Annotated in this window: 18 protein-coding genes and 4 pseudogenes; 10 read left to right on the top strand and 12 right to left on the bottom strand. The window is 55.8% G+C overall.

Going from position 1 to position 24,915, the window contains the following annotated elements:
• Positions 1–64 precede the first annotated feature (64 nt).
• The 6 genes and pseudogenes from V3W39_RS00950 to glcD form a co-directional block, all read right to left on the bottom strand.
• Positions 65–1,265, bottom strand: a pseudogene (locus V3W39_RS00950) (IS3 family transposase).
• A 122-nt stretch (positions 1,266–1,387) separates the two neighbouring features.
• A complete protein-coding gene (locus tag V3W39_RS00945; RefSeq protein WP_330211993.1) occupies positions 1,388–3,568 on the bottom strand; it encodes a malate synthase G in 2,181 nt (726 codons plus the stop codon).
• Positions 3,569–3,622: 54 nt separating this feature from the next.
• Positions 3,623–4,024 (bottom strand): heme-binding protein, encoded by a 402-nt coding sequence (locus V3W39_RS00940; protein WP_330211992.1) that lies wholly within the window; start codon positions 4,022–4,024, stop codon positions 3,623–3,625.
• Positions 4,025–4,044: 20 nt separating this feature from the next.
• The gene (gene glcF, locus V3W39_RS00935; protein WP_330211991.1) at positions 4,045–5,262 is read right to left on the bottom strand and encodes a glycolate oxidase subunit GlcF; all 1,218 of its coding nucleotides are present in this window, start codon (positions 5,260–5,262) and stop codon (positions 4,045–4,047) included.
• A 3-nt stretch (positions 5,263–5,265) separates the two neighbouring features.
• The gene (glcE, locus tag V3W39_RS00930) at positions 5,266–6,330 is read right to left on the bottom strand and encodes a glycolate oxidase subunit GlcE (RefSeq protein ID WP_330211990.1); all 1,065 of its coding nucleotides are present in this window, start codon (positions 6,328–6,330) and stop codon (positions 5,266–5,268) included.
• Positions 6,330–7,829 (bottom strand): glycolate oxidase subunit GlcD, encoded by a 1,500-nt coding sequence (gene glcD / locus V3W39_RS00925; RefSeq protein WP_330211989.1) that lies wholly within the window; start codon positions 7,827–7,829, stop codon positions 6,330–6,332. The genes glcE and glcD overlap by 1 nt, the downstream gene beginning before the upstream one ends.
• A 232-nt stretch (positions 7,830–8,061) precedes the next feature.
• Here glcD and glcC point away from each other — a divergent pair, with 232 nt between their 5' ends.
• The 9 genes and pseudogenes from glcC to V3W39_RS00880 form a co-directional block, all read left to right on the top strand.
• Positions 8,062–8,829, top strand: coding sequence for a transcriptional regulator GlcC (gene glcC, locus V3W39_RS00920; RefSeq protein ID WP_330211988.1), 768 nt, complete (start codon positions 8,062–8,064; stop codon positions 8,827–8,829).
• Positions 8,830–9,729 carry a LysR family transcriptional regulator gene (locus V3W39_RS00915; protein WP_330211987.1) on the top strand — a complete coding sequence of 300 codons (900 nt, stop codon included), beginning with the start codon at positions 8,830–8,832 and terminating at the stop codon, positions 9,727–9,729.
• 117 nt (positions 9,730–9,846) lie between these two features.
• Entirely contained in the window at positions 9,847–10,776 is a 930-nt protein-coding gene (locus V3W39_RS00910; protein ID WP_330211986.1) for a hydroxymethylglutaryl-CoA lyase, read from the top strand.
• 25 nt (positions 10,777–10,801) lie between these two features.
• Positions 10,802–11,992: a CaiB/BaiF CoA transferase family protein gene (locus V3W39_RS00905; RefSeq protein ID WP_330211985.1), complete on the top strand. Its 1,191-nt coding sequence runs from the start codon at positions 10,802–10,804 to the stop codon at positions 11,990–11,992.
• Positions 11,993–12,004: 12 nt separating this feature from the next.
• Positions 12,005–12,529 (top strand): gamma carbonic anhydrase family protein, encoded by a 525-nt coding sequence (locus V3W39_RS00900; RefSeq protein ID WP_330211984.1) that lies wholly within the window; start codon positions 12,005–12,007, stop codon positions 12,527–12,529.
• A 64-nt stretch (positions 12,530–12,593) separates the two neighbouring features.
• A complete protein-coding gene (locus tag V3W39_RS00895) occupies positions 12,594–13,910 on the top strand; it encodes an MFS transporter (RefSeq protein WP_330211983.1) in 1,317 nt (438 codons plus the stop codon).
• 54 nt (positions 13,911–13,964) lie between these two features.
• Positions 13,965–15,251 (top strand): OprD family porin, encoded by a 1,287-nt coding sequence (locus tag V3W39_RS00890; RefSeq protein WP_330211982.1) that lies wholly within the window; start codon positions 13,965–13,967, stop codon positions 15,249–15,251.
• A gap of 702 nt (positions 15,252–15,953) precedes the next feature.
• Positions 15,954–16,697, top strand: a pseudogene (locus V3W39_RS00885) (AbrB family transcriptional regulator); the annotation flags it as partial.
• Between the two features lie 203 nt (positions 16,698–16,900).
• A pseudogene (locus V3W39_RS00880) lies at positions 16,901–17,595 on the top strand (IS5 family transposase); the annotation flags it as partial.
• A gap of 150 nt (positions 17,596–17,745) precedes the next feature.
• Here V3W39_RS00880 and V3W39_RS00875 read toward each other — a convergent pair.
• The 5 genes and pseudogenes from V3W39_RS00875 to V3W39_RS00855 form a co-directional block, all read right to left on the bottom strand.
• Positions 17,746–17,934 (bottom strand): annotated as a pseudogene (locus V3W39_RS00875) (IS66 family transposase); the annotation flags it as partial.
• 278 nt (positions 17,935–18,212) lie between these two features.
• A complete protein-coding gene (locus tag V3W39_RS00870) occupies positions 18,213–19,517 on the bottom strand; it encodes an MFS transporter (RefSeq protein WP_330211981.1) in 1,305 nt (434 codons plus the stop codon).
• Positions 19,518–19,578: 61 nt separating this feature from the next.
• On the bottom strand, positions 19,579–20,769 hold the full coding sequence (locus V3W39_RS00865) for an alpha-hydroxy acid oxidase (protein WP_330211980.1): 1,191 nt from the start codon (positions 20,767–20,769) through the stop codon (positions 19,579–19,581).
• Between the two features lie 45 nt (positions 20,770–20,814).
• The gene (locus V3W39_RS00860; RefSeq protein ID WP_330211979.1) at positions 20,815–22,035 is read right to left on the bottom strand and encodes a CaiB/BaiF CoA transferase family protein; all 1,221 of its coding nucleotides are present in this window, start codon (positions 22,033–22,035) and stop codon (positions 20,815–20,817) included.
• Position 22,036: 1 nt separating this feature from the next.
• The gene (locus V3W39_RS00855; protein WP_330211978.1) at positions 22,037–22,819 is read right to left on the bottom strand and encodes an enoyl-CoA hydratase-related protein; all 783 of its coding nucleotides are present in this window, start codon (positions 22,817–22,819) and stop codon (positions 22,037–22,039) included.
• Positions 22,820–22,951: 132 nt separating this feature from the next.
• On the opposite strand from V3W39_RS00855, the gene V3W39_RS00850 reads away from it, so the two are divergent.
• The gene (locus V3W39_RS00850) at positions 22,952–23,842 is read left to right on the top strand and encodes a LysR substrate-binding domain-containing protein (protein WP_330211977.1); all 891 of its coding nucleotides are present in this window, start codon (positions 22,952–22,954) and stop codon (positions 23,840–23,842) included.
• 116 nt (positions 23,843–23,958) lie between these two features.
• Here the strand turns inward: V3W39_RS00850 and V3W39_RS00845 are convergent, their stop codons facing one another.
• On the bottom strand, positions 23,959–24,879 hold the full coding sequence (locus tag V3W39_RS00845) for a LysR substrate-binding domain-containing protein (protein WP_330211976.1): 921 nt from the start codon (positions 24,877–24,879) through the stop codon (positions 23,959–23,961).
• Positions 24,880–24,915: the final 36 nt, after the last annotated feature.

Genomic DNA, 24,915 nt, shown 5'->3' with positions numbered 1-24,915 from the left:
GTGCCTACTTAGATGATCTGTGAAGATTGGACTTGCCCCTTCAAAACCGAACACCAACTCCCCGTTAAATTGATGCCTCTGCCAAGCGCCTAGGCTCCCTCGGTGAATGGTAGTTCAAGGCGCTGAGCGGATGCTGCTCATTGTAATGTTCGAAGGTAATTGCCAAGTTACGCAGCGCCGTGTCTCGATTCGACTTGGGCATGTACGCCATGTAATCACACTTGATCGTCTTTACGAAGCTCTCTGCCTGCCATTACTACCGGTGTGGTCGCCGGCTGTAAGCCGATCTGTCGAGCAAGCAGCCGCGTCTGTTCGGCGCTCTAGGCCGAACCGTTATCGCTGAGCCACTGCACCGGTGTTGCAGGCAGTTGATCACCGAAGCACTTCTCTACGCTTTCCAACATCAAATAGCGGATATTATCGCCGCTGTAGCCTGTTGGGCTGGCGACCCAACCTATGGCTTCGCAATCACAGCAGTCCAGAGCGATGGTCGCGCTAGGTTTGGCGCCGTGCCCGCAACGGAATTCAAGAACCGTCCGAGTATCCACGAGTATCGCTGGTTTTCACCGCAATACGGCCTTAGTGCCGATGTGGCACGTCGGGTTGTTTGATCCGGCGTTCAAGCCGCAAGTTGTGATCATGCATCACCCGGTAAACCCGTTTCACGTTGCTTGCGGGCAGCGACTGGGGTTCGCGTGTACGCCGCAGCAATCCCCAGACACGACGGTAGCCGTAGCTGGACAGTTCGCTGAGCTGTTGCTGGATTCGGCCACTAACTCAGCGTCGTTGACAGGCCAGCTTCGCCGTGCCTTTGGCAATACCGATTGCTTGATTCGAACCGTTCCGTTAATTGTGAGCGCGCCACACCGAGACATTCGCTGCCCAGCTTCACCCCGACAACAAGGGTGAGTGTGCAATCCACTTTCGGCACCGGGCGATCTCCACGGCTTCTTTGAGGATATTCGCTTCCATTGTGTTCTTGCCTAACATCCGGTGTAGTTCAAGGATCTGCTTGAGCGCATCGCTCAGTTCGAAGGCCGGCACCACGCGTCTCCCGCGCTGATCGGCTACAGGTTGCCGTCCTGATACAGCTTGCGCCACAGGAATAACTCATTGGCATTGATGCCGTTACGCCGAGCGACGACCCACACATTTTGCCCTGGCTCAAGGTTCTCTCGAACAATGTTCAGCTTTTGCTCTAGGCTCCAGCGGGGCGGTCGCTCCTGGCCGAGCAGCTCGCCACCCTTATCGTTGCTGTTAGTCATAAACAAACCCGTTTGCCTATCCCTTCTCGTAAGGGGGAAACGGTGTCCTGTCTTTCGTGGGGCTCGTTCAAGGGGGCACGGGAAATCATGGGCATGGGATCCAAATTTAAACGGTTCTCTATTTAGGTCTTTGATTGTTTGAATGAGTGTCGGAATCTCTGCAGTAATGGTTCGGTGTAGCCATTGGGTTGTGCGCAGCCCTCGAGCACTAGCGCGCAGGCCGCTTGAAAGGCAATGGATTGCTCGAAGTCTGGTGCCATGGGCGTGTAGAGCGGATCACCCTCGTTCTGTCCATCAACGACCCGCGCCATGCGTTGCAAAATTTCGAGGGTCTGATCCCGGGTGATCACACCATGTCGCAGCCAGTTCGCCATGTGCTGACTGGAAATGCGCAAGGTCGCGCGGTCTTCCATCAGGCCTATGTTATGGATGTCGGGCACCTTCGAGCAGCCGATGCCTTGCTCGACCCAACGCACCACATACCCCAGCAAGCCTTGTGCATTGTTTTCGACTTCCTGACGAATCTCCTCGGCTGTCCATGACGGGATGGTGACGACCGGCACGCTGAGCAAGCCGTCCAGTAATGCCGGGCTTACGCCACTGAAGTCTGTCGTTTCAAGGGACGTTTGCACTGAACGCACGTTGACCTGGTGGTAATGCAAAGCGTGCAGGGTAGCGGCGGTCGGCGAGGGCACCCACGCCGTGTTGGCACCCGCCTTTGGGTGGACGACTTTCTGTTGGAGCATGTCGGCCATACGATCCGGCATGGCCCACATGCCCTTACCGATCTGCGCCCGCCCGCGTAATCCGCAGTCCAGACCTACGAGCACGTTGTTGCGCTCGTAGGCCTCGATCCACGCGGTGCTTTTCATGTCGCCCTTGCGCAACATTGGGCCCGCTTCCATGGCAGTGTGCATCTCGTCGCCGGTGCGATCGAGGAAACCGGTATTGATAAACGCAACCCGTGAGGACGCCGCCGCAATGCAGGCCTTGAGGTTGACGCTGGTGCGCCGCTCCTCGTCCATGATGCCCATTTTCAGGGTGTGACGTTCGAGCTGCAACAGGTCTTCGATGCGGCTGAACAACTGCTCGGCGAAGGCCACTTCGGCGGGGCCGTGCATTTTCGGTTTGACGATATAGACGCTGCCGGCCCGGGAGTTGCCCCGGCGTTGCAGGTCATGCAGGGCAATCAGGCTGGTGATGACGCCGTCGAGAATGCCTTCCGGGATTTCCAGTCCGCCATTGTCGAGAATCGCCGGGCTGGTCATCAGGTGCCCGACGTTGCGGATGAACAGCAGCGAACGCCCGTGTAGCGTCAGTGAACTGCCATCAGCGGCGGTGTATTCGCGATCTGCGTTCAACCGTCGAGTGATAGTTTTACCGTTTTTCTCCAGGTCTTCCTTGAGGTCGCCCTTCATCAGGCCCAGCCAGTTGCGGTACACCTGTACCTTGTCGTCGGCGTCGACGGCTGCCACCGAATCTTCGCAATCGATGATGGTCGAGAGGGCTGCTTCGATCAGCAAATCCTTGACGCCGGCAGCGTCAGCCTGGCCGATGTCGCTCTGCCGATCGACCTGAATCTCGACGTGCAGATCGTTATTTTTCAGCAGAATGGCCGTGGGATCAGCGAGCGAGCCTTGGTAGCCGATGTACTGCGCGGCATTCGCCAAGCCGGTTTGACTGCCATCGTTCAGGGTAACTTGCAGCGCAGCCCCTTCAATGCCGTAACGCGAAACGGCTGTATGGGAGCCACTGCTCAACGGGAACGCCTGATCGAGAAATGCCCGCGCAAACGCGATGACTTTCGCCCCACGCACAGGGTTATAAGCCCGACTCGGCTCAGCGCCGCTATCCTCGGAAATTACGTCGGTGCCATACAGGGCGTCGTACAACGAACCCCAACGGGCGTTGGCCGCATTCAGCGCGTAACGTGCATTGACTGCGGGGACAACCAGTTGCGGTCCCGCCTGCACACTGATCTCGGTATCGACGTTACGGGTGCTGACGTTGACGTTCTCGGGTTGTGCGTGCAGGTAACCGATCCCGCTCAGGAAGTCGCGGTACGCCGCCATGTTGGTCACTGGGCCTGGGTGTGCTCGGTGCCAGGTATCGAGTTCGATTTGCAGGCGGTCCCGTTCAGCCAATAACGCGCGGTTGACCGGCGCTAGTTCATGCACCAGTGCGGCGATCCCCCCCCAAAACGTTTGCGAATCCAGGCCGGTTCCCGGCAGCACGTCCGAATCAACGAAACGCTGCAGGACAGGCGCAACCTTAAGGCCATGGCAGTTAACGAAATCGGTCACTTTTGTATCTCCATTACACGTTGTTTATCGAGCGCTGACAGCGTCACGTTCAGTTCATTTCAGGCATTGCGCGCCGGCCTTGGCCACCTGTGCATCCTGTTCGGCCTTGACCCCGGACACGCCGACCGCGCCGATCACCTGACCATCGACGATGATCGGCACGCCACCTTCAAGGGAGGTCAGCAACGGCGCCGACAAAAACGCATGGCGACCACCGTTGACCATTTCCTCATAGCCTTTTGATTCACGCCGACCAAGCGCCGAGGTGCGGGCCTTTTCGGTGGCGATATAGGCGCCAATCGGGGCGCAACCGTCGAGGCGTTCAAGGGCCAAAGGATGGCCGCCATCATCGACAATCGTGATGGTCACGGCCCATTGATTGTTCTGCGCTTCGGTGCGTGCGGCGGCGAGGATTTGGCTGACTTCGGTCTGGCTCAGTAGGGCTTTGTTTTTCATGTGGATTCTCCAGGGCTCGGTTAAGGCAGGGCGGCTTCGACCAGTTCGATCCAGTGCCGGACAGGGGTTCGGCCCGCACCGGCGAGATGCGACTGACAGCCGATATTGGCCGTGACAATGACTTCGGGGTGTCCGCTTTCCAGCGCATTGAGCTTGTTGTCGCGCAGTTGTCGCGACAGTTCGGGTTGAGTGATCGAATAGGTGCCCGCCGAGCCGCAGCACAGGTGGCTATCGGGAACCGCGGTGAGATTAAAGCCCAGACTCGTCAGAATCGCCTCAACGGCGCCGCCGAGTTTCTGCGCGTGCTGCAAGGTGCAGGGGCAATGGAACGCCAGACGCTGGCCGCTGTGTACGCCGAGCTTTTCCAGCGGCTCGTCACGCAGTACTTCAACCAGGTCCCTGGCCAGCGCACTGACTTTTTTCGCCTTCTCGGCATACGCAGGGTCGCCGCTGAGCAGGTGCCCATAGTCTTTGATAAACGCGCCACAACCGCTGGCAGTTTGCACAATCGCTTCAGCACCTTTTTCAATGCTCGGCCACCACGCATTAATGTTGCGGCGGGCGCGATCAAGGCCGGCACCCTGAGCGTCGAGGTGATAGTCCACGGCGCCGCAGCAACCGGCTTCACTGGCTGACGTCACGCTGATCCCCAGGCGATCCAGTACCCGGGCCGCAGCCGCATTGGTGTTGGGAGACAGGCTCGGCTGCACGCAACCTTCGAGCATCAGCACGTGTCGAGTGTGGCGGGTAGTCGGGCGTGGCTTCGCCGGATGCACGTTTCGCGGCAATTTCACGTGCAGGGTGTTGGGCAGTAAGGCACGGAACACCTGGCCGCTGCCGACCAACCCTTTGAACAGTCCCGGATTGGGTACGACTGCCCGTAACCCCTCGCGCAACAGCCGCTGGCCAAGTGAACGCGGCACCGCCGCATCGACCACCGCGCGGCCAATGTCCAGCAAGTTGTGGTAGTCAACGCCTGAGGGGCAGGTGGTTTCGCAATTGCGGCACGACAGGCACCGATCCAGGTGCTGCTGGGTTTTCTGAGTGACCTCGTTGCCCTCCAGCACTTGTTTGATCAGGTAAATGCGGCCCCTCGGGCCATCCAGTTCATCGCCGAGCAGTTGATAGGTCGGGCAGGTGGCGTTGCAGAAACCGCAGTGCACGCAAGTACGCAGAATGCTTTCGGCTTCTTCGGCGCGGGGCAGTTGGCGGGCGTGTTCGCTCAGGGTGGTCTGCATGGGTCAAAGCTCCGCGTACAGGCGTCCGGGGTTGAAAATGCCTCGGGGATCGAGTTGTTGCTTGAGGTTCTGGTGGTAGCGCATCAGTGCCGCCGGCAACGGTTGGAACGGACTGTCGATCAAACCGTGGCTGTAGCAGGTCACATGCCCGCCGACGGCTTCGACAACCTTGCGGATGAAGGCGGCTTCGGCGTTGGATTTGAGCCAGCGCTGAGCACCGCCCCAGTCGATCAGTTGACGACCGGGCAGGGACAGTTTCGCGGTGTTATTCGGCAAGGACAGACGCCAAAGCGGTTGATCCTCATCGAAGAAACTCAAGCGCTGTTCGTTAAGGTCGGCCCAGAACGACGCGTCCAGCAACTCGCCGCCCAAACGGTCGTGGGCGGCTGCCACCGAGCCTTCACCACCTTCAAGCCGCAAGTGCAGGCGTTGACCGTCATGACACGCGGCGCTGATCGGCAACGGCTGCTGGCCCCATTCCGCCAGGCGCAACAAGGCGCGATCGCTGTCGATGTCCAGGCTGATGCTCAAGCATTGACGCGGCTTAGGCAGAACCTTGAGCGAGACTTCGGTGATCAAGCCAAGGGAGCCATAGCTGCCGGCCATCAACCGCGACAGATCGTAACCGGCGACGTTTTTCATGACCTCGCCGCCGAAGCGCAAATGCTTGCCGTGCCCGGTGATGACCCGTGTCCCGAGAACGAAGTCGCGAACCGAGCCTGACCACGGGCGGCGTGGTCCCGAGAGCCCACAGGCGATCATCCCGCCCACTGTCGCGTCGTCACCGAAGGACGGCGGTTCGCAGGGCAGCATCTGCTGCGCCGCGTCCAGCTCTGCGGACAATTCTGCCAAGGGCGTGCCGCAGCGGGCAGTGATCACCAGTTCAGTCGGGTCGTAGCTGACGATGCCCCGATGGATGCGCGTGTCGAGCACTTCACCCGGGACAATGCGCCCCAGGAACGCCTTGCTGTTGGAACCCTGGATGCGCAACGGCGTGGCGTTTTGCAGTGCCTGGTTAACCTGTTCCAGCAGTGCGCCGCTGTCATCGATATCGTGTTCGCTGCGCATCAGAAACGCTCCAGTTCAGGGAAGGGCATCTGACCCATGTGGACGTGCATCGCGCCAAACTCGGCGCAGCGGTGCAGGGTGGGAATGTTCTTGCCGGGGTTGAGCAAACCGCTCGGATCGAACGCGGCTTTGACGGCATGGAACACGGTCAACTCATCGCTATTGAACTGCGCACACATCTGATTGATTTTCTCGCGGCCCACGCCGTGCTCGCCGGTAATGCTGCCGCCGACCTTCACGCACAATTCGAGGATCTTGCCGCCCAGGGCTTCGGCGCGATCGAGTTCACCCGGCTGATTGGCATCGAACAGAATCAGCGGGTGCATGTTGCCGTCACCGGCGTGGAAAACGTTGGCGACTCGCAGGTCGTATTCGGCCGACAACGCGGCAATCGCGTGCAGCACGCCGGGCAGTTCGCGACGCGGGATCGTCCCGTCCATGCAGTAATAATCCGGTGAGAGCCGACCCACCGCCGGGAAGGCATTCTTGCGCCCGGCCCAGAAACGCACGCGTTCAGCTTCATCCCTGGCCTGGCGCACTTCGGTGGCGCCGGCCTGTTCCAGCACCTGGCGCACGCGGTCGCAGTCATCGTGAACGTCGGCTTCAACACCATCGAGTTCGCACAGCAGAATGGCTTCGGCATCGACCGGATAGCCGGCATGGATAAAGTCTTCGGCGGCGCGAATGGCCAGGTTGTCCATCATTTCCAGACCGCCCGGAATGATGCCAGCGGCAATAATGTCGCCGACCGCACGACCGGCCTTTTCCACGGAGTCGAACGCCGCCAGCAGCACCTTGGCGGTTTGCGGTTTTGGCAGCAATTTGACCGTCACTTCGATGATTACCCCGAGCATGCCCTCAGAACCGGTGAACAGCGCGAGCAGATCGAAACCCGGTGAATCGAGCGCTTCCGAGCCCAGCGTCAGGTGTACGCCGTCGACGGTGAGGATGTCGACCTTGAGCAGGTTGTGCACGGTCAAACCGTACTTCAGGCAATGCACGCCACCAGCGTTTTCCGCCACGTTGCCGCCAATGGAACAGGCAATCTGCGAAGAAGGGTCCGGCGCGTAGTACAAGCCACACGGCGCGGCAGCCTGGGAGATCGCCAGGTTACGAACGCCCGGCTGGACGCGAGCAGTGCGAGCGGCGGCGTCGATGTGGAGGATGTTGTTGAAGCGCGCCATCACCAGCAGCACGCCTTTTTCCAGTGGCAATGCGCCGCCAGATAAACCGGTCCCGGCGCCGCGAGCAACGACTGACACTTTATTTTCATGACAGAGGCGAAGCACGCCTTGAACCTGGTCGATGGTTCGCGGCAGCACCACCAGCATGGGCGTGGTGCGATACGCTGAAAGTCCGTCGCACTCGTACGGCTTGAGTTCTTCCTGCTGATGCAGGACTTCCAGATCCGGCCATTGCGCGTGCAGGGCTTGCAGCAGTGCATTTTTGTCGACGTCAGGCAGGACACCGTCAACGCGTTCGTCGTAGAGAATGTTCATCGGTGCACGACACTCGCTTGTTTTTATAAGAGGTCTGTTTGCGTATGCAGCTGACTTGCATCATTGGCCCGAGGCGTTCTACTGTCTATGCGTTGTTTGGCTGGTCGAACCAGTTTTTTACTAGGCAGTTTCTTATTGTTTTAAAAAAAACAAGCTTAAACAGCTTGTTATGTTTGTGTTTGAGTCTGTACGGTTTTGATGTTGAGGCTGGTCATACCAGTTGGAGAGTTCGATGGACAGCACCGCGGTGACCCGTAATCCACAAGTTGCAGACGTGGTCTGTGAGCGAATAGAACGCCTGATCGTCGACGGGGTACTCAAAACCGGGCAGTTGTTGCCGTCGGAGCGGCGCCTGACTGAAAAACTCGGTGTCTCCCGCACTGCACTTCGCGAAGGCCTGAAGCTGTTGCGCGCTCGCGGGATTATCGAGACGGAACAGGGCAAGGGCTCATTCGTGGCCGACCTGTCAGGGCATGGTGCCGCATCGCCGCTGATGCATTTGTTCAGCTCGCAGCCACGAACGCTTTATGATTTGTTCGAGGTGCGCAGCCTGCTGGAGGGCGAGTCCGCACGCCTGGCGGCCCTACGCGGTACGGACGCTGATTTTGTCCTGATCACCCGCGCCTATGAAGCATTGCTCGATGCCCACAGCCGTTCGCTGGATGCGTCTGCCCACGCCCGACTCGACCATGCGTTTCACCTTGCGATTTGCGAGGCTTCGCACAATCCGGTGTTGGTGCAGACCTTGCGTTCGCTGACTGACTTACTGCTGAACACGGTGTTCGCCTCGGTCAATAATCTCTATCACCGCGAAACGCAAAAAAAGCAGATCGACCGTCACCACGCGCGCCTCTACAACGCCGTCACCAGCCGTATGCCGGAACAGGCGCGCAAGGCGGCCATTGCGCATATTCAGAGCATCTGCGAAAACCTCAAGGAAATCGAAGGCGAAGAGCAACGACTGGTGCGTGCCACGCTGCGGCTTGAGGGGTGGGCATAGATGCAGCCTTTGGATCATTTCTCCCTACACCTGTTTATTCTAGTCTGCGAGGAAGGCACCATCGCACGGGCCAGCGAGCGGGCATTTATTGCACCGTCGGCGGTTAGCAAGCGGATCTCCGACATTGAGGCCCGCTTCGGTACGCCGCTGCTCAAACGCAGCAAACGCGGGGTTGAACCCACACCTGCCGGTCAGGCTTTGTTGCGGCATGCCCGATCGTTGACGCGAGCGATGGAAAAGCTGGACAGCGAACTCAGCGAGTACGCCGAAGGAGCTCGCGGACATGTCCGGGTATTGGCGAATGTGTCGTCGATCATGGAGTTTTTGCCGGAGGAACTGTCCGATTTCATGATGGACAACCCGAGAATCCAGGCCGACATCGAAGAGCGTTTCAGCCCCGATGTGGTTCGTGGAGTGGCGGAGGGCAACGCTGACCTGGGCATATGCAGGCGGTCGACGGCCGTGGGCGATCTGGAGTTTCTGCCTTACCGCCAGGACCATCTGGCAGTCGTGGTGGGAGCGGATCATCCCTTGGCCGATCGCACTAGCATCGCGTTCTCGGAGACCTTGGATTTTGATCATCTAGGGTTGTCGGTGTTTGCCACACTCAATACCACCATGCGCGAAGATGCAGAGAAGCATGGCCGGGAGTTGCGTTTCCGCTCCTATGTGTCGTCATTCGATGCAGCGTTCCGGCTGGCTCAGTTCGGACTGGGCCTGGCAGTGTTCCCACTTGAGGCCGTGGTGCGATACGCCGAACTCTTCGACCTGCGCATCATTCCGCTGACGGACGATTGGGCGTTGGGTGAGTTCGTGATCTGCGTGCGGGATCATGATGCGCTGTCGCTTTCCGCGCGGCGCCTGCTGGATCATCTGCTGTTGCGCGCCCCATCACGTTAAGCGCCGTCCTGATCCTATCCATCGCGTCTGACGATGGATAAGGCCGTAAATGACGTCTTTTCGAGGTCCCGGCCTCTCTCTAGTCTGGAGCTGAGCTTCCGCCTGTGAGAGAACTTCATGACAATAATAACGATCAACGAAGTCGGCATGCGCGACGGTTTGCAAAGCCTCCAAACCATCATGCCCACTGTGTCCAAGCGCCTATGGATTGATGCCGCTTACGCGGCAGGTGTACGCCATATGGAAGTTGCTTCCTTCGTGCCTGCCAAGCTGCTGCCGCAAATGGCCGATGCCAAGGAAGTGGTTAACCACGCCCTCAGTTACCCTGATCTTATCGTCACTGTTTTGGCCCCCAATCTGCGTGGTGCCAAGGATGCGCTTGAGTCAGGTGCCCACCGCATCATTGCCCCCGTATCTGTCAGCGTGGCCCATAGCCTGGCCAATGTTCGTCGTACGCCGCTGGAAATGGTCGAAGAGCTGGCGCGGATGTGCCAGTTGCGGTCAGAGCTGGGCTTGCACGACGTTCAAGTGATTGCTGGGATGTCCGTCGCGTTCGGTTGTACCCGCCAGGGCGATGTGCCGTTGAGCGACTTGTGCGAATTAATTCGACACGTACTTGAGGCCGGTTGCGATCTGGTTTCGCTCGCAGATACCACCGGATATGCCAATCCCGCTCAGGTGGCGACTACGTTACAGGCGGTTCGAGCCATCGCCGGTGACAAGCTCAAGTCCGCGCACTTTCATGATACCCGCGGTCTTGCGTTGGCTAATAGTCTGGTCGCTGTACAGCAAGGCATTACCGAGCTGGATGCTTCTCTGGCTGGTCTAGGTGGTTGCCCGTTCGCCCCGGGTGCTTCCGGTAATACGGTGACCGAAGACCTTGTGTTCATGCTGCAAAGCATGGGCTACGACACCGGCATCGATCTGGCTGCACTGATCGAATCGCGGGAAGTGCTTCGCGCCGCGTTGCCGGATGAAACCCTGTACGGCTGCATCGCGCGCGCCGGTCTGCCACTCAATTACACGTCAGCCGCCATCCGCGCTTGAGCCGGTCCGATCGAGGAGAACAATAATGTCTAGACTTCCATTGGACGGCATTCGTGTCGTCGAAATTTCTCACATGGTGATGGGCCCGACCTGCGGGATGATCCTGGGTGATCTCGGCGCTGAGGTCATCAAGATCGAACCGACCCGCGGCGACGGCACTCGCCGTCTGCTGGGTGCCGGTGCTGGTTTCTTTCGCACCTTCAACCGCAACAAACAATGCATCGCCATCGACGTCAACACGCCGCAAGGGCGCGATGCAGTGCTGGAGCTCATCGACACCGCCGACGTGTTTATCGAGAACTTCAAACCCGGGCGCATGCAGGAACTGGGCTTCGGTTACGCAGCGATGCGTGAGCGTAATCCGCGCATCATCTATGCCTCGCACAAAGGCTTTCTCAATGGGCCTTACGACAATCGCCTCGCCCTGGATGAAGTGGTGCAGATGATGGCGGGCCTGGCCTATATGACCGGCCCCGTTGGCAGGCCCTTGCGGGCCGGCAGTTCGGTGAATGACATCATGGGCGGAATGTTCGGTGCCATCGGCGTGCTGGCCGCGCTCAACGACCGCAACGCCACTGGTGTCGGTCGTGAGGTTCAGAGCGCGCTTTACGAAAACTGCGTACTGCTTGCCGCTCAGCACATGCAGCAGTTTGTGGTCACTGGTCAGGCGGCCGCACCGATGCCGAACCGCATCAATGCCTGGGCGATCTACGACGTGTTTGACTTCGCGAACGGTGAGCAGATGTTCGTCGCGGCCACCGGCGAAGGTCAGTGGAATGCACTGTGTCAACTGCTCGGTCAGACCGCGTTACTCGATGATCAAACCCTCGCTACCAACAATGATCGAGTGATGCAGCGACCACGGCTCCTGCCTCTCCTGGCCGAGATATTTGCCACGATGGATGCTCAAGCGCTGGCCTTGGAGTTTGAAGCTCATAGCGTTCCCTTTGCACCAATACGTCGCCCGGAAGAGCTGTTCGAGGATCCGCACCTGTTGCAAAGCGGTGGTCTGGCGAATCTGGAACTTGAGGACGGATCGTTCACCCCCATGCCGCTGCTGCCGTTGTCACTCGATGGTGAGCGCCTGCAACCGCGCCAGTCGATTGCGCGTATTGGCGAGCACACCCATAAGGTTATGCGCGAACTCGGCTACAGCGACGACCACATTGCCGAGTTGTGTGCGGCCGGTGTTCTGAAAATCGACGCTCAGGTCTGAGGAGGTGCTGCCATGGCTATCTATCAATACGATACGCTGATCCCCGTCATCCATGCCGAAACCTTCGTCGCCGAAGACGCTACTGTCATTGGCAATGTCACGCTGGAGGAGGGTGTCAGTGTCTGGCCCCACGCGGTTCTGCGCGGTGACAACGAGCCGATTCGAATCGGTCAGCACAGCAACGTACAGGAAGGCGCGGTCTTGCACGCCGACCCCGGATTTGCGCTGACGGTGGGCAATGGCGTCACCATCGGCCACCAGGCCATGTTGCATGGCTGCACCATCGGTGATGGAGCGCTGATCGGGATTCAGGCAGTGGTGCTCAATGGCGCGGTCATCGGCAAGAACTGCCTGGTCGGTGCCGGCGCGATTGTCACCGAAGGTAAGGTGTTCCCAGACAACTCCCTGATTCTCGGAGCACCTGCCAAGGTGGTGCGAGAGCTGACGCCCGAAGCCATCGTGGATATGCGGCGTAACGCCCAGGACTATGTCGTCAAGGGGCAGGTTTACAGGGAAAAATTGATTCGAATCAGCTAAACCCGTTGAGCAAGGTCCTAAGGGCGTTGCCTCTCTCCAATAATTACAACAATGGAGAAACATCATGGTTGCCATGACTGGCGAAATCGCGCTTTCGCGCAGCGAAGAAACGATCAACGAGCTATTGCTCTATCGGCGTGTGGCTTGGCGCATCATGCCGCTGGCCATTATTTGTTTTCTGTTTTCCTATTTTGACCGGATCAACATCAGCTTCGCCAAGACCCAGATGCAACATGAGTTAGGCTTGACCGATGCGGCGTATGGTCTGGCCGCGAGTATGTTTTTCATTGGCTATGTGTTGTTCGAAGTGCCTAGCAGCCTGGGTCTAAAGCGCTACGGCGCACCGGCCTGGATTTGCCGGATCATGGTTTCCTGGGGGCTGGCCACGGCGGCGATGATGTTCGCTTACACCCAGTACACGCTCTACTTCTTGCGCTTTCTGATTGGGGTCATGGAGGCCGGTTTTGGCCCGGCGATTCTGTTCTACCTGGCGTGCTGGTTCCCGAAAAAGCACTTGGCAAAGATGAACGGCCTCTGGTTTTTGTCGGTCCCTCTGGCAGGAGCATTGGGTGGGCCGGCCGCCGGTATATTGTTGGGCACAATGGATGGCGTGCTTGGCCTAGCGGGTTGGCATTGGCTGTTCCTGATGTCAGGTTTACCGTGTGTGGTGCTGGGAGTGCTGGTGTTGTGGAAACTCGATCGTGACATCGAGTCTGCCAAGTGGCTGACACGGGCAGAGAAAGATCTGCTCACCGCCAATTTGGCTCATGACAAAGCCAGGCAAAAGCCGGTATTGGGGTCGTTGTGGCGAGTGTTACTGACGCGCGAAGTGGCAATCATGGCGCTGATCTACTTCGTGATCAAAACGGCTTCCTATGGCCTTAATTTCTGGATGCCGAGCCTGATCAAATCGTCTGGTGTACAAAGCGTTCTTTGGGTCGGCATGCTGTCATCGCTGCCTTACATCATTGCGTGTGTTGGCATGATTTGGCTGACCCGGCTCTCGGATCGCACCGGCGAACGCAAGAAGTACTTGGTGATGTGCTTGCTGGCAGCGGCCGTGGGATACCTGTTGGCCTGCCTGTTTTCCACTTCGCCCTGGGCCATGATGTCGGCTCTTATCCTGGCTACGTCTGGCACGTTCATCGCTATTCCACTTTTCTGGACAATCCCTCAATCGACGTTTTCAGGTCTCGCGGTTGCCAGTGGCACCGCGGCCATCAACTCCATCGGCCAGCTTAGCGGCATGGTCGCACCGGTGATGGTGGGTAAGATCAATGATGTCTCTGGGATCAGTTACATGGGTATGTTGTCCATCGTTCCAGTGATCCTGGTCGGATGCTTTGTGCTCATGCGCTATGTAAAAAATCCGAAACACTGAGGTAGTTTTCAATCGACGTACTCTCCTGATAACAACAATAAAACAGGTATGGATATGGCTTCATTCACCACCCCGCGAGCATCGCTGATGCTCGCGACGCTTTGTTGCGCCTTTCATTCGACGGTTCATGCAGGTTTTGTAGACGATGGAAAAGGCAGTCTGGAGTTGCGTAACTTCTATTTTGATCGTGATTTTCATGGTGACTCGGCTACTCAATCCCGGCGCGGCGAATGGGCGCAAGGCCTCATGTTGAAGTTGCAATCGGGTTTCACGCCGGGCGCCGTAGGCTTTGGCCTGGATGCCGTTGGTATGTTGGGAGTCAAGCTAGATTCGAGTCCGGACCGTTCAGGCACCGGGTTGTTACCACGGGGGGCGGACAAACGCGCCGTCGACGACTATTCAAAGGCGGTTGCCACGTTCAAGGCCAAGATGTCCGAGACAGAAGCCCGAGTGGGTGGTCTCAGCCCTCAATTGCCGTTGCTGGCGTCCAACTACAGTCGGCTGTTCCCGCAATGGTTCAACGGCGCTCAATTGGTGAGTAAGGATCTGGAAAAATTCACCTTCACGGCACTGGAAGTGGATTCAACCAAGCTTCGTGATTCTACCGATTACGAAGACCTGACGGCCATGGCGCAGCAGGGGGCTTACTCAACAACGGTCACCAGTGATCGGTTGTATTATTTAGGGGTCGATTATCAACTGCTGAAAAATTTGACGCTGAGCTTGCACACCAGTCAGTTGGAGGACCTGTTTCGGCGACACTTTGCGGGGTTCAAGTACAGGATCTGGGTGGGACCCGGTGAGGTGTTCACCGAGTGGCGTTACTTTTCCGCCAAGGAACAAGGTCGAGACTTGCTTGGGAAGGTCGATAACCGAACCTTAAGCACCAACTTTGGCTATTCGATCAAAGGACACACTTTTAGCGGCGGCTACCAGAAAGTCAGCGGAGATACGGCTTACGCCTACGTCGGCGGGACTGATACCTATCTGTTCAGTGAACAGCAGGTCAGCACCTTCGCCCTGGCCAATGAACGGGCCTGGATGACGCGATATGACTACGATTTCGCTGCGCTCGGAATTCCCGGGCTGGCCTTCAACCTGCGTTATGTGAAAGGCGATCAAGTCGATCCGGCGAATATCAGCAGCGTTAAGGCCAGAGCCTTACGGGCCTCGGGCGGGGAAGGCGGAGAGTGGGAACGAACGACGGACCTGAGCTACGTCATCCAGTCAGGCACGTTCAAAAACGTATCGCTACGTTGGCGTAACGCAACCATGCGCTCGAACTTCGCCGATGCGGCGGATGAAAACCGAATCATCTTGGGCTACACCCTCGCTTTTTAGCCAACAAAATGATGAGGAATCTCATAAGGCTCCTTGGTCTGCAGATAATCTATGGTGACTTTCTCACACGCAGTTTGCGGGAAATCCCTTTTGAACAACCTACGGAAAAGTGAACTCGTTTACTTGATGCGACCGCCATCGCTGTTAATGCGATGGCAATCATTTCGCAGTCCACATAAAAAGATGTGGAAGACCTTGCTATGCAGGCTAGAGATATCGGGCAGCGTTTAGTTCAAATCAAACGGCAATTGCCAGTGCTGAACTTTCGCAGCTTCGCGCGGGCTCGATGGACTGGTGAGTCGTTTCCTGTTTAGCCAGGATGTGTCCGGCCCAGTATTGCCAGGATCTTGCGAGGGGATAAAATGGCACACACAGGCTTTTATACTTTGCTGCGAACGCACCCCAATCTATGTCTTTTCCGGTGCAATGTATGATAAGGGGGAATGGCTCTCGTCGCGTCCGGTATCGCTACAGTGGGCACCACTTGTGTTGGGTGCCGGGATGTTGGGTGAACTGTTTCGGGTAATTAATTTACCAGCAGAGTTTTTCCTTGGACCTATGTTCTCAGGTATCGCGTTTGGAGTAATGGGCAGCGCCACGATCATTCCAGTACGCGCCTATCAGCTTTCCATTGGCCTAGTTGGTATGTTGGTAGGCCATTCAGTAAAAGCTGGGGTCCTTGCATAGTTAGTTCAAGAATGGCCATTTATGCTTGCCGTGACCATGCATACGGTGCTTTTAAGTTTGCTGGCGGGGTTGTTACTAACGTGGCTTGGTGGTCTTGCAGCCTATAGTGCTTTATGGGGGACGCACTCCAGGTGCGGCCCCGATAATGATGGCGCGGACTCACGCCTTGTAGCCACAATGCAATACGTAAGGCTGATATGTGTTGTCGCAATAAGTGCTTTGATCAGCCATCAATTAGCTGGTTCAGCGGAGATCGTACAGCCCATATCGGAAGAGCCTGTCACGTCCGGCTATTGGCTCAACGTTTCGCTCAGTCTCGTCCTAGTGGTAGTCGGGGTGGTGATTGGGCTACGTGTTCCGGCAGGGTTGATGCTGTGCCCGCAAATATTTGCTGTAGTGTTGCAATTAACGGGAATCCTGATAATTAAGTTACCGGAACTCTTGATGGAGTTGGCATATGCGACCATTGGTTGTTATGTGGGTTTGCGTTTTGATCGGACAACACTTTTGTACGTTATGCGCAAACTACCGATCATGCTTGCTGCGGAATTGGCCCTTATCACGCTTTGTGGACTTTCGGCCTGGCTGTTCGCGGTACTGCTGGAGCGCGATTACCTATCGGCATTTCTCGCTACCAGCACTGGGGGTCTAGATTCACTATCGATTATTGCTATCGAATCGAACTGCGACATAGGTTTGGTTATGGCAATGCAGACACTGAGATTATTCGCAGTCGTGCTGCTTACTCCCCTTTGGTGAAAATTTGCCTGCGCACATTAGAGAGTATTCGAAACAGTAGGTGACAAATTTCAACGAAACTATGGTGCGCACCGAGCTAGCAATGTGTCCAGCGAGCCTGAATCTGCAGGGCATGCGTCCCGACATCCCGTCTTATGCGGCCAGCCGGTTCCATATATGCGGCAGAAGCTTGTCAATATGATTCGCTCGCTACGTCGCCAGACCTAGAGCGCATACCCGACGAAACCATCATCCTCAACTTCCGTCGCCTGCTGGAAAAGCACGAGTTGGCAGCAGAGATTTTGGGCGTGTTAAATGGCTATCTGAGTATCGCTGCGCTAGGGCAGCATCGTCGATTCCACGCTGATTCATGCGCCGAGTTCGACTAAAAAACAGGACAGCAAGCGTGACCCGGAAATGCACCAGGCCAAGAAAGGCAATCAGTGGTACTTTGGCATGAAGACTCATATTGGGGTGGATGAGTCAGGCCAGGTGCATAGCATGGTGGATAAGGCGGCCAATGCGGCCGATGTCACGCAGGTCGATATGCTGCTACACGGCGACGAAAACGTCGTGTGTCCGACGCTGGTTATACCGGTGTGGAGAAACGTCCCTAGCATGAAGGTCACCAGGTCACCAGGTCATCTGGCAGATTCTCGCCCGGCTTAGTACCTACCAGATACCGGCCAAGCGCAGCATCCTATATAAAGCCAAGCGCAAGATCAAAAAAGCCAAGACGCAGGTGAGGGCGAAGGTCGAGCACCCCTTCCGGGTGAACAAGCGCCACTTCGGTTATGTGAATACGCGTTTTCGTGACCAGACCAAAAAAACGGCACAGCTAGTGACGCTTTTTCCGCTGTCGAACCTGTGGATGGCCAGCCGACATTTACTGAGCAATGCAGGCGAGGCGCGCCTGTAATGTGGGGGATAGCCGTCGCGAGGTGGTCGCAGCGACTAAAAACACAGGATTGGGCAGGTGACCTTAGCGTTTGGGGTCGACTCAGCACTTTCAAAATCAGCGGCGGCCTAAGTCAGCCAGAAACACATGACTACTTCAACCTATCCCTATGCTTAGTTGTTTTCTGTGCTTGGCAAACTTGTAACATTTGAACTGCGCAATCTCATAGGTCAGTTTCTCGTTGACCGTTGTGTGACGGTGACTTTGGTTGTCCATCGTCTCGACGCGTGGCATCAGCTGCGTGGCCAGAACACGCAGTTGTTCAGGATTTAACTGGTCGAGATTAAGGGTGTAAGTCAAGTCGCCGATTTTGCCAGAGTAGGAATCCAGCTGGTGCCGCAGGGCACAGACTAACGCGCAATGGATTTCTTTGCGCTTGGCGTAAAAGGTTAGAACCGGTGCCACTTAAACTCAGGTGCACACCATATCTTGGCTTTGCAGGGCTGGGTAGATGGTTCTGCTGGACGGATAAGTAGTATCCGCCCCGCTCGGGTATGAAATGCCAGTCAATTTGGAATTAACTGGCAATACCCTCTGAGGGCCATTTTTTATCAGCATGTTTCTTAAAAACTTTCTGCTCAGACCTGCTTAGGAACAAACCGTATGACGATGTATACCCCTACAAGCAATACCGGAGCGATAGAGATCATCCCCATATAAGCATTGCCCGTCAGGTCGTTGATATAGCCCACCCATAGCGGTGCGACGATACCGCTCAATTGTCCCACAGAGTTGATCGCAGCGATGCCGCTCGCGATTGCTAAACCGTTGAAGTTGCTCTGGGGTAGTGTCCAGAAGATGGGTACCACAATAAATGACCCGGCGGTTGCCAGTACCAGGGCGCTCATCAACACAACCGGGTTGTCCGAAAAAATGCAAGCCAGAAAATAACCCAAACTTGCCACCAACATGCAGCACCATATGGGCGTGCGTCGATTGCCTGTTCGATCTGAATATCGTGTTACGACAATCATCCCAACAAATGCCACAGCGTATGGCAGGGCTGTTAAAAAACCGACCGTTAGCAAGTCATGCACACCAGATTTTGATATGAGGTTAGGCATCCAGAAGTTAAGGCCATAGGCAGCCAATTTTATGACGAAGTAAAGTGCAGCAAATATTGTAACTTCGCGAGAGAGTAGCACTCGCCACATCGATGTATGTTTTAGGTTGATAACTTTCCGATCATCGTCGACAATCTTTTGCAGTTTTGTTTTTTCATATGAACTAAGCCATTTCGCAGACTGGATATCCCGATCAAGTTTCCAAAGCGTGATAAAACCCATCATGGCGCACGGAAGACCAGATAATAGAAACAACCAGTGCCAGCCAGCCAGACCTAAAACGCCATTCATTTTTTCAAGAATTACGCCGGCGATAGGCGCCCCTAACGCGCCAGACAGCGGCACAGCAAGAAAAAACAGGCCGTTGATGCTGGCGATTTTTTTCTTCGGAAACCAGCAGGCGAGGTAAAAAAGGATGGCGGGGCCGAAACCCGCTTCCATGACCCCAATCAGAAAGCGCAGGAAATAAAGCGTGTATTGGTTATATGCAAACATTAGCGCGGCGGTGGCCAGTCCCCAGGAAACCATGATGCGGCAAATCCAGGCCGGGGCACCGTAGCGTTTGAGGCCCAGGCTGCTGGGCACTTCGAACAACACATAGCCAACGAAAAATATACTTGCCGCCAGTCCGTACGCCGCATCGCTAAGGCCGAGTTCGGCCTGCATCTGCGGTTTTGCGAAACTGATATTAATTCTGTCGAAATAGGAGAAGAAAAAGCACACGATGGCCAAAGGCATAATGCGCCACGTTACTCGTCTGAAAAGCTTCAGTTCTTCAAGGTCGTCGCCGCTTAAAATCAACGTACTTGTCATACTCATGTTGGACTCCATTTTTATTGTTGTAATAGAGCGCATCTTCGATGCAAAGGTTACAGTCTGGTCAACGAGGCGAAGTGAACGATTGAGAGGGCGGAGCGGCTATATGCAGGTGCGGCGGCGATAGTGTACGTCCCCGTAAATCTGCCGGGCTTGTAGCGCCGCTCAATGCCATGGCCTTGTCAAACTCTGCTGCGAGAATGTTCAAAGCGTGCATCACGCCGACTTGGCCCGCTGCTGCAAGTCCGAACAATGTCGCGCGGCCGAGTTGAACGGCATCAGCTCCTAATGCAATGGCCCTAGCGACGTCGGTACCACTACGAAAGCCACTGTCTATCAAAACAGTGCAGCGGCCTGCTGCGGCCTCCGCCACTTCAGGAAGACACTCGATACTAGCGCGGCTTCCATCGAGCTGACGTCCTCCATGATTTGACACAACCACTCCGTCCACGCCTGCCGCAAGACTGCGGCGTACGTGCGCGGCAGAACTGATACCCTTGAGCACTAGTTTTCCTTGCCAATGGGCACGCAGCCATTCGATATCCTTCCAGGTGAAGCTACAGCTGAATTGCTGCTGAACCATCTCACTGATGGTTTTGCCGGGAGGAACATGACCAACGATTTCGGTGAATAACTTCAGTGTTGGCGCTCCCTCCAACAGCATTGAAAATGCCCACCGAGGGTGAATCGCCGCATTCAGAAAGTTACTCACTGTCCATCGAAACGGAACGGTGAAGCTATTCCTGATATCACGGTCGCGTCGCCCTGGCAGTGGTGTATCGATTGTCAGTTCCAGCACATGGAAACCACTGTCTGCAATTCGATCGAGCAATGTCTCAGCCATACTGCGATCCTTGAGCATGTACAGTTGAAACCAGCGCATTGGGCCGGCTGCCGCAGTTAATTGCTTGAGGTCGGCAGTCGCTACAGTGCTCATCACAAAGGGTATCTGCGCGTCTTTGGCAGCCCTTGCAAGGCATATATCACCCTTGCGCCAATAAGCCCCGTTTAGTCCAGTAGGGCCAATGATCATTGGCATAGCGATTGTCTGGCCGAATAGCTCGATTGCCGTGGTTCGTTTCGAAAGGTCAAGCATGACGTCCTGCAGCAGTATCACGTCATCCAGCGCTTGACGATTACGTTTGGCGGTTAGCTCGGATCCCGCTGCCCCGTCGATATAGTCGAACACCATTCGGGGCAAGTTCCGTTGCGCCATCAGGCGCAAGTCTTCAATATTCGCAGCTGTACTCAACATGTCGTCACCGGTCTTGTCGTTTGAGTAAGTCGGTTTGCGGCACAGCTATCCCAGCAGCGCATGCACTACGCGTTGTTCGCGCAGTTCGTTGATCTGCACAGTGCTGAAACCAACCTCCTTCAAAACTTGTTCGGTGTGCTCTCCTAACAAGGGCGCGCCGCGCCGGGTGACACCGTCGGGATTGGAGAACTTTATCGGGCAACCCAGCGCCTTTATGTTCCCGGCGATGGGATGTTCTACCTCAATAACCATTTTGCGCGCCAGAGTGTGCGGATCTTCCAATACCTGCATCATGTTCCGCACAGGGCCCGCCGGCACTCCAGCACTCTCGAAACTGGTTACCCATTCGTCTGTGCTGCGCGACGATAATGCGGTCTCAATCAGGTCGACGAGGACCGGTAGGTTATCCATCCGTCCACCGTTGTCTTGAAAGCGCACGTCAGTGTGCAGCGAAGGCATGTTCAGCACTCGAGCAATCCGGTCCCAATTAGAATTGCCAATGGCCCCAATATTTATCCAGCCATCTGCGGTGCGAAAAGCTTGATAGGGTGCCGCAACAGGATGAGCAGAACCCATCGGACCTGCCGATTTACCTGTGGCGAAAGCGAGCGCTGCCGGCCAGTAGGTGTGGATCATGGACGCCTCGAGCAAAGAAGTATCAACGTACTGTCCCTTGCCCGTACGCAACTTTTCAATGTAGGCAGCAAGAATCCCCGTTGCTGCGAGAATGCCCGCGGTCACATCACCGACAGGAACGCCCACCTTGACCGGAGCACGCCCCGGGCCTTCGCCGGTCAAGCTCATAAGACCTGACATGCCTTGGGATATAAGATCGTAACCTGCCCTTTGCGCATATGGCCCATCGTTGCCAAATCCACTTATGGTGCAATAGATCAAACCTGGATTGAGCCGCTTTAGATCCTCGTAAGCCAGACCCATTCTCTTCATGGCCCCGGGGCGATAGTTCTCGAGCACAACATCGGCACCGGCCATCAATTTCCGCAGCACTTCCTGTCCTTTAGGTTGCTTCGCGTCGACGGCAATGCCTCGTTTGTTCCGATTCAGAATCATAAAAGAGGCTGCTTCACCGTTGATGGCCGGTGGTACCGTCCGACGGGTATCGTCCCCCCCGGCAACCTTCTCCACCTTGATCACATCCGCTCCCATATCGGCTAAAAACAAACCGCCCACCGGGCCAGACATCACATGCGCCATTTCAATTACTCGAAGGCCTGCCAATGGTCCTTTGCGTACATTCTCGTTCATCTCAGTTTCCTTGAAATTGCGCACGGGTTTTGGCCAGGAAGGAGCGATAGCCGACCGCATAATCTTTGCTGTCGAAACAGACATAGCCCTCAGCCAGTTCATCAACGCTAAGTTCCAGATGTGCAGACCGTAGCCGTTCGATAAAGCGCTTGTGGGTACGGGCGGACATCGGGGCGTTGTTAACGATGCGCTCGACTGTCTTTTCCAGCTCCTCATCAAAAACTTCGGCAGAAATCACGCGATTAACCAGACCTTTGAGCATTGCTTCATTGGCATCCATTGTTCGGGCTTCCAAGAGCAATTCCAGCGCTGTAGAGGAACTGACCAGACGCAGAAGGCCTTGCATTTCCGGATAAGCGAGTACCGCTCCCAAGCGAGCGATCGGGATAGCAAAGCGGCTGTCAGATCGAGCAATACGCAAGTCGCAGTGAGCCGCTAATTCAAGTCCCCCGCCGACGCATATACCCTTGATGGCCGCCAACGTAGGAACAGGGGAAGACATAACGGCTGACATGGCCTTGTGGCAATCCGCACCGAACGCTTCAGCTTGAGCACGCGTTCCGCGCTCGGTTTCAAACTCGTCGATATCACCACCACTGCCGAAAGCCTTATCGCCCGCCCCGGTCAGAATGATGCATCTCAGATCAGTATCATTTGAGAGGTCGGACATGTGATCGCTGAGCTCGACCCACATTCTCCGATTCATCGCATTGTGTTTCCCTGGGTTATCCAGCACCAACCTAGCGACGTTCCCAGCTCGCTCCAGCTTTATATGCCCACTCATGGGTGGCCTCCTTTTTATTGGTCAAGCCAAGGTTAGCCACTTCATGTCATCACTAAAAATACGCTTTAACGATGCTACTATCGTTTTTTCCTTTACCCTGTCCAAACCGTTATTCGTTAACAGGCAACCACCATGAACCTTCGACAATTGAGCTATTTCATCAGCATCGTTGAAGAGGGAAGCTTCTCCAGAGCTGCGAAATTACTGCACATCGCCCAACCTGCGCTGAGCCAACAGTTAATAAATCTTGAAGTAGAATTGGGTGCGAAGTTGTTGCTACGTAGCGTAAAGGGGGTTACACCGACAGCGACGGGCAAAGCCGTCCTGCGTCAGGCGCAATTGATTCTGAAGCAAGTCGAAACGGCTCGTCTTATAGCCAGCCAAGCCGAAACTGGCCCAGCAGGGCCGGTTAAAATTGGCCTACCTTGGACTATTTCATCGAGAATCGGCATAGAGCTACTGGTCATGGTCACCAGCAATTGCCCTGCGATCCAATTGGAGGTAATCGAGGGGCCGAGTTCTTTTTTGGCCAACTTGTTAGCCAAGGGCAGCCTAGACATGGCTGTACTGTTTGATAACAGTGCGGATGGGGGCATGATCATGACAAAAATCGCGACGGAACCCATGCTTTTTGTTGCTCCTCATGGAAGCCTGCCCGACGCTGACGCCATTGCACTATCCGACGTGATGAGCCATAAACTCTTGTTATTAAGTCGTCCAAATGGTGTGAGAGAAACTTTGGAACGCATCTGGAAAAAGGAAAAGATGGTCCCGAATGTGGTCGCAGAGATTAATTCACCGCATTTGCTTTTGCTGGCCGTGAGCAAAGGTCTTGGTGGTGCGATCTTGCCAAAAAGTGCGGTTCAAGAGAGCATCAACAACGGTGAGGTGGACGGACGGATGATCGAAGATCGACGCATGGTGCGTCATATCTACCTAAGTATCTCTCGTCTAGAGGATGAAACGGAGGCTGCGGAGCATGTCCACAGCATCCTTGAGGAATTGATACGTCAAACTTTTTAGTCGCAACGTAGCGAATTATTACCTAGCTGTGATGCTCGCCGATTCCAGATCGTTAGTCGTGGGTATGAACTCTTGTTACCGTTCTGCCGACAGTTCGTCGATTTTCTAAAGCGGTGTTAACCGGCCGCCGCATGCCCGGCATAAAGCAGGAATTGGTGCAGGGCCTTGGCGGGCGCGGATTTCAGCGCAGCGTCATCCCAGATTAGACCGAGTTCCATGTCTGGTATCGAATCTGAAATAGGTCTGGTCTCCAATCTTCTTCCCTCCAGAGACCAAGCTCGGTAGACCATGTCCGACAGTATGGTGACGCCAAAGCCATTTGCGACAAAACCCCGTAATGCCTCCATAGATCCGGTACGCAAGGCTATTTCCGGCATCATTCCTCCCTCCTTCCAATAACGCATAGCCGAACGTTCTCCCTCATCCACGGTTAATAAAAGGTAGGGGAAAGATCGAATGTCTTGCAGGCTGATCGACTCTTTCGCCATGAGTTCGTGATCGGTCGCGAGCCAGACCTGTCGCCTTGATCGCATAAGTACGACCTTGTCGAGTGGTAAGGACTGTTCGGAGTTCGAGCTGATGATAATTCCCAGATCCAGTGTGCCCGATTTGACGCCGCGTTCTATGGACACTCGATCCAGGTCATGAAGGTCGAAAACAATCTCAGGATAACTGCGCCGAAATCTGGCCAGTAGCGTCGGTAGGTAATAGCCCAGAACGGTGTAGCTTGCTCCAATCCTCACGACACCTGAAAGGGATCTTGTCGTCGCCAATGGTTCGACCATCGCATCCTGAACGGCATAGAGAATGGTTTGTGCTTTTTCGAGAAATCGATGGCCCTCCAGAGTCAGCCTCACGCCATGGGAAAGGCGTTCAAATAAGTTGACCCCAAGCGACGCCTCAAGCTGCCCAATGGCGGTGGTAATGGCGGACTGAGATACATGGTTGTTCATCGCCGCTTGTGAGAACTGGCCAGTTTCTGCTGCTGACTTGAAGTATCTAAGTTGGCGAAGGGTGAGGTCTCGTGGATTTGCCATCTGTTTTATTTATACCTCGTGTCAATTTTTATAAAT

This window comes from Pseudomonas sp. Z18(2022) (genome assembly GCF_036346535.1).
In the GTDB taxonomy this organism is placed as follows: Bacteria; Pseudomonadota; Gammaproteobacteria; order Pseudomonadales; family Pseudomonadaceae; genus Aquipseudomonas; species Aquipseudomonas yamanorum_A.
The sequence above is the reverse complement of the archived record's forward strand: the minus strand, read 5'-3'. Positions and strand labels throughout refer to the sequence as shown.

Bases quoted from the DNA above. Each gene is read 5' to 3' on its own strand.
- V3W39_RS00890 (WP_330211982.1), top strand. From the start codon at position 13,965: ATGGCTTCATTCACCACCCCGCGAGCATCGCTGATGCTCGCGACGCTT.
- glcC (WP_330211988.1), top strand. From the start codon at position 8,062: ATGGACAGCACCGCGGTGACCCGTAATCCACAAGTTGCAGACGTGGTC.
- V3W39_RS00940 (WP_330211992.1), bottom strand. From the start codon at position 4,024: ATGAAAAACAAAGCCCTACTGAGCCAGACCGAAGTCAGCCAAATCCTC.
- V3W39_RS00865 (WP_330211980.1), bottom strand. From the start codon at position 20,769: ATGTTGAGTACAGCTGCGAATATTGAAGACTTGCGCCTGATGGCGCAA.
- V3W39_RS00895 (WP_330211983.1), top strand. From the start codon at position 12,594: ATGGTTGCCATGACTGGCGAAATCGCGCTTTCGCGCAGCGAAGAAACG.
- V3W39_RS00910 (WP_330211986.1), top strand. From the start codon at position 9,847: ATGACAATAATAACGATCAACGAAGTCGGCATGCGCGACGGTTTGCAA.
- V3W39_RS00860 (WP_330211979.1), bottom strand. From the start codon at position 22,035: ATGAACGAGAATGTACGCAAAGGACCATTGGCAGGCCTTCGAGTAATT.
- V3W39_RS00905 (WP_330211985.1), top strand. From the start codon at position 10,802: ATGTCTAGACTTCCATTGGACGGCATTCGTGTCGTCGAAATTTCTCAC.
- glcD (WP_330211989.1), bottom strand. From the start codon at position 7,829: ATGAACATTCTCTACGACGAACGCGTTGACGGTGTCCTGCCTGACGTC.
- V3W39_RS00855 (WP_330211978.1), bottom strand. From the start codon at position 22,819: ATGAGTGGGCATATAAAGCTGGAGCGAGCTGGGAACGTCGCTAGGTTG.
- V3W39_RS00900 (WP_330211984.1), top strand. From the start codon at position 12,005: ATGGCTATCTATCAATACGATACGCTGATCCCCGTCATCCATGCCGAA.
- V3W39_RS00870 (WP_330211981.1), bottom strand. From the start codon at position 19,517: ATGAGTATGACAAGTACGTTGATTTTAAGCGGCGACGACCTTGAAGAA.
- V3W39_RS00845 (WP_330211976.1), bottom strand. From the start codon at position 24,879: ATGGCAAATCCACGAGACCTCACCCTTCGCCAACTTAGATACTTCAAG.
- glcE (WP_330211990.1), bottom strand. From the start codon at position 6,330: ATGCGCAGCGAACACGATATCGATGACAGCGGCGCACTGCTGGAACAG.
- V3W39_RS00915 (WP_330211987.1), top strand. From the start codon at position 8,830: ATGCAGCCTTTGGATCATTTCTCCCTACACCTGTTTATTCTAGTCTGC.
- V3W39_RS00850 (WP_330211977.1), top strand. From the start codon at position 22,952: ATGAACCTTCGACAATTGAGCTATTTCATCAGCATCGTTGAAGAGGGA.
- glcF (WP_330211991.1), bottom strand. From the start codon at position 5,262: ATGCAGACCACCCTGAGCGAACACGCCCGCCAACTGCCCCGCGCCGAA.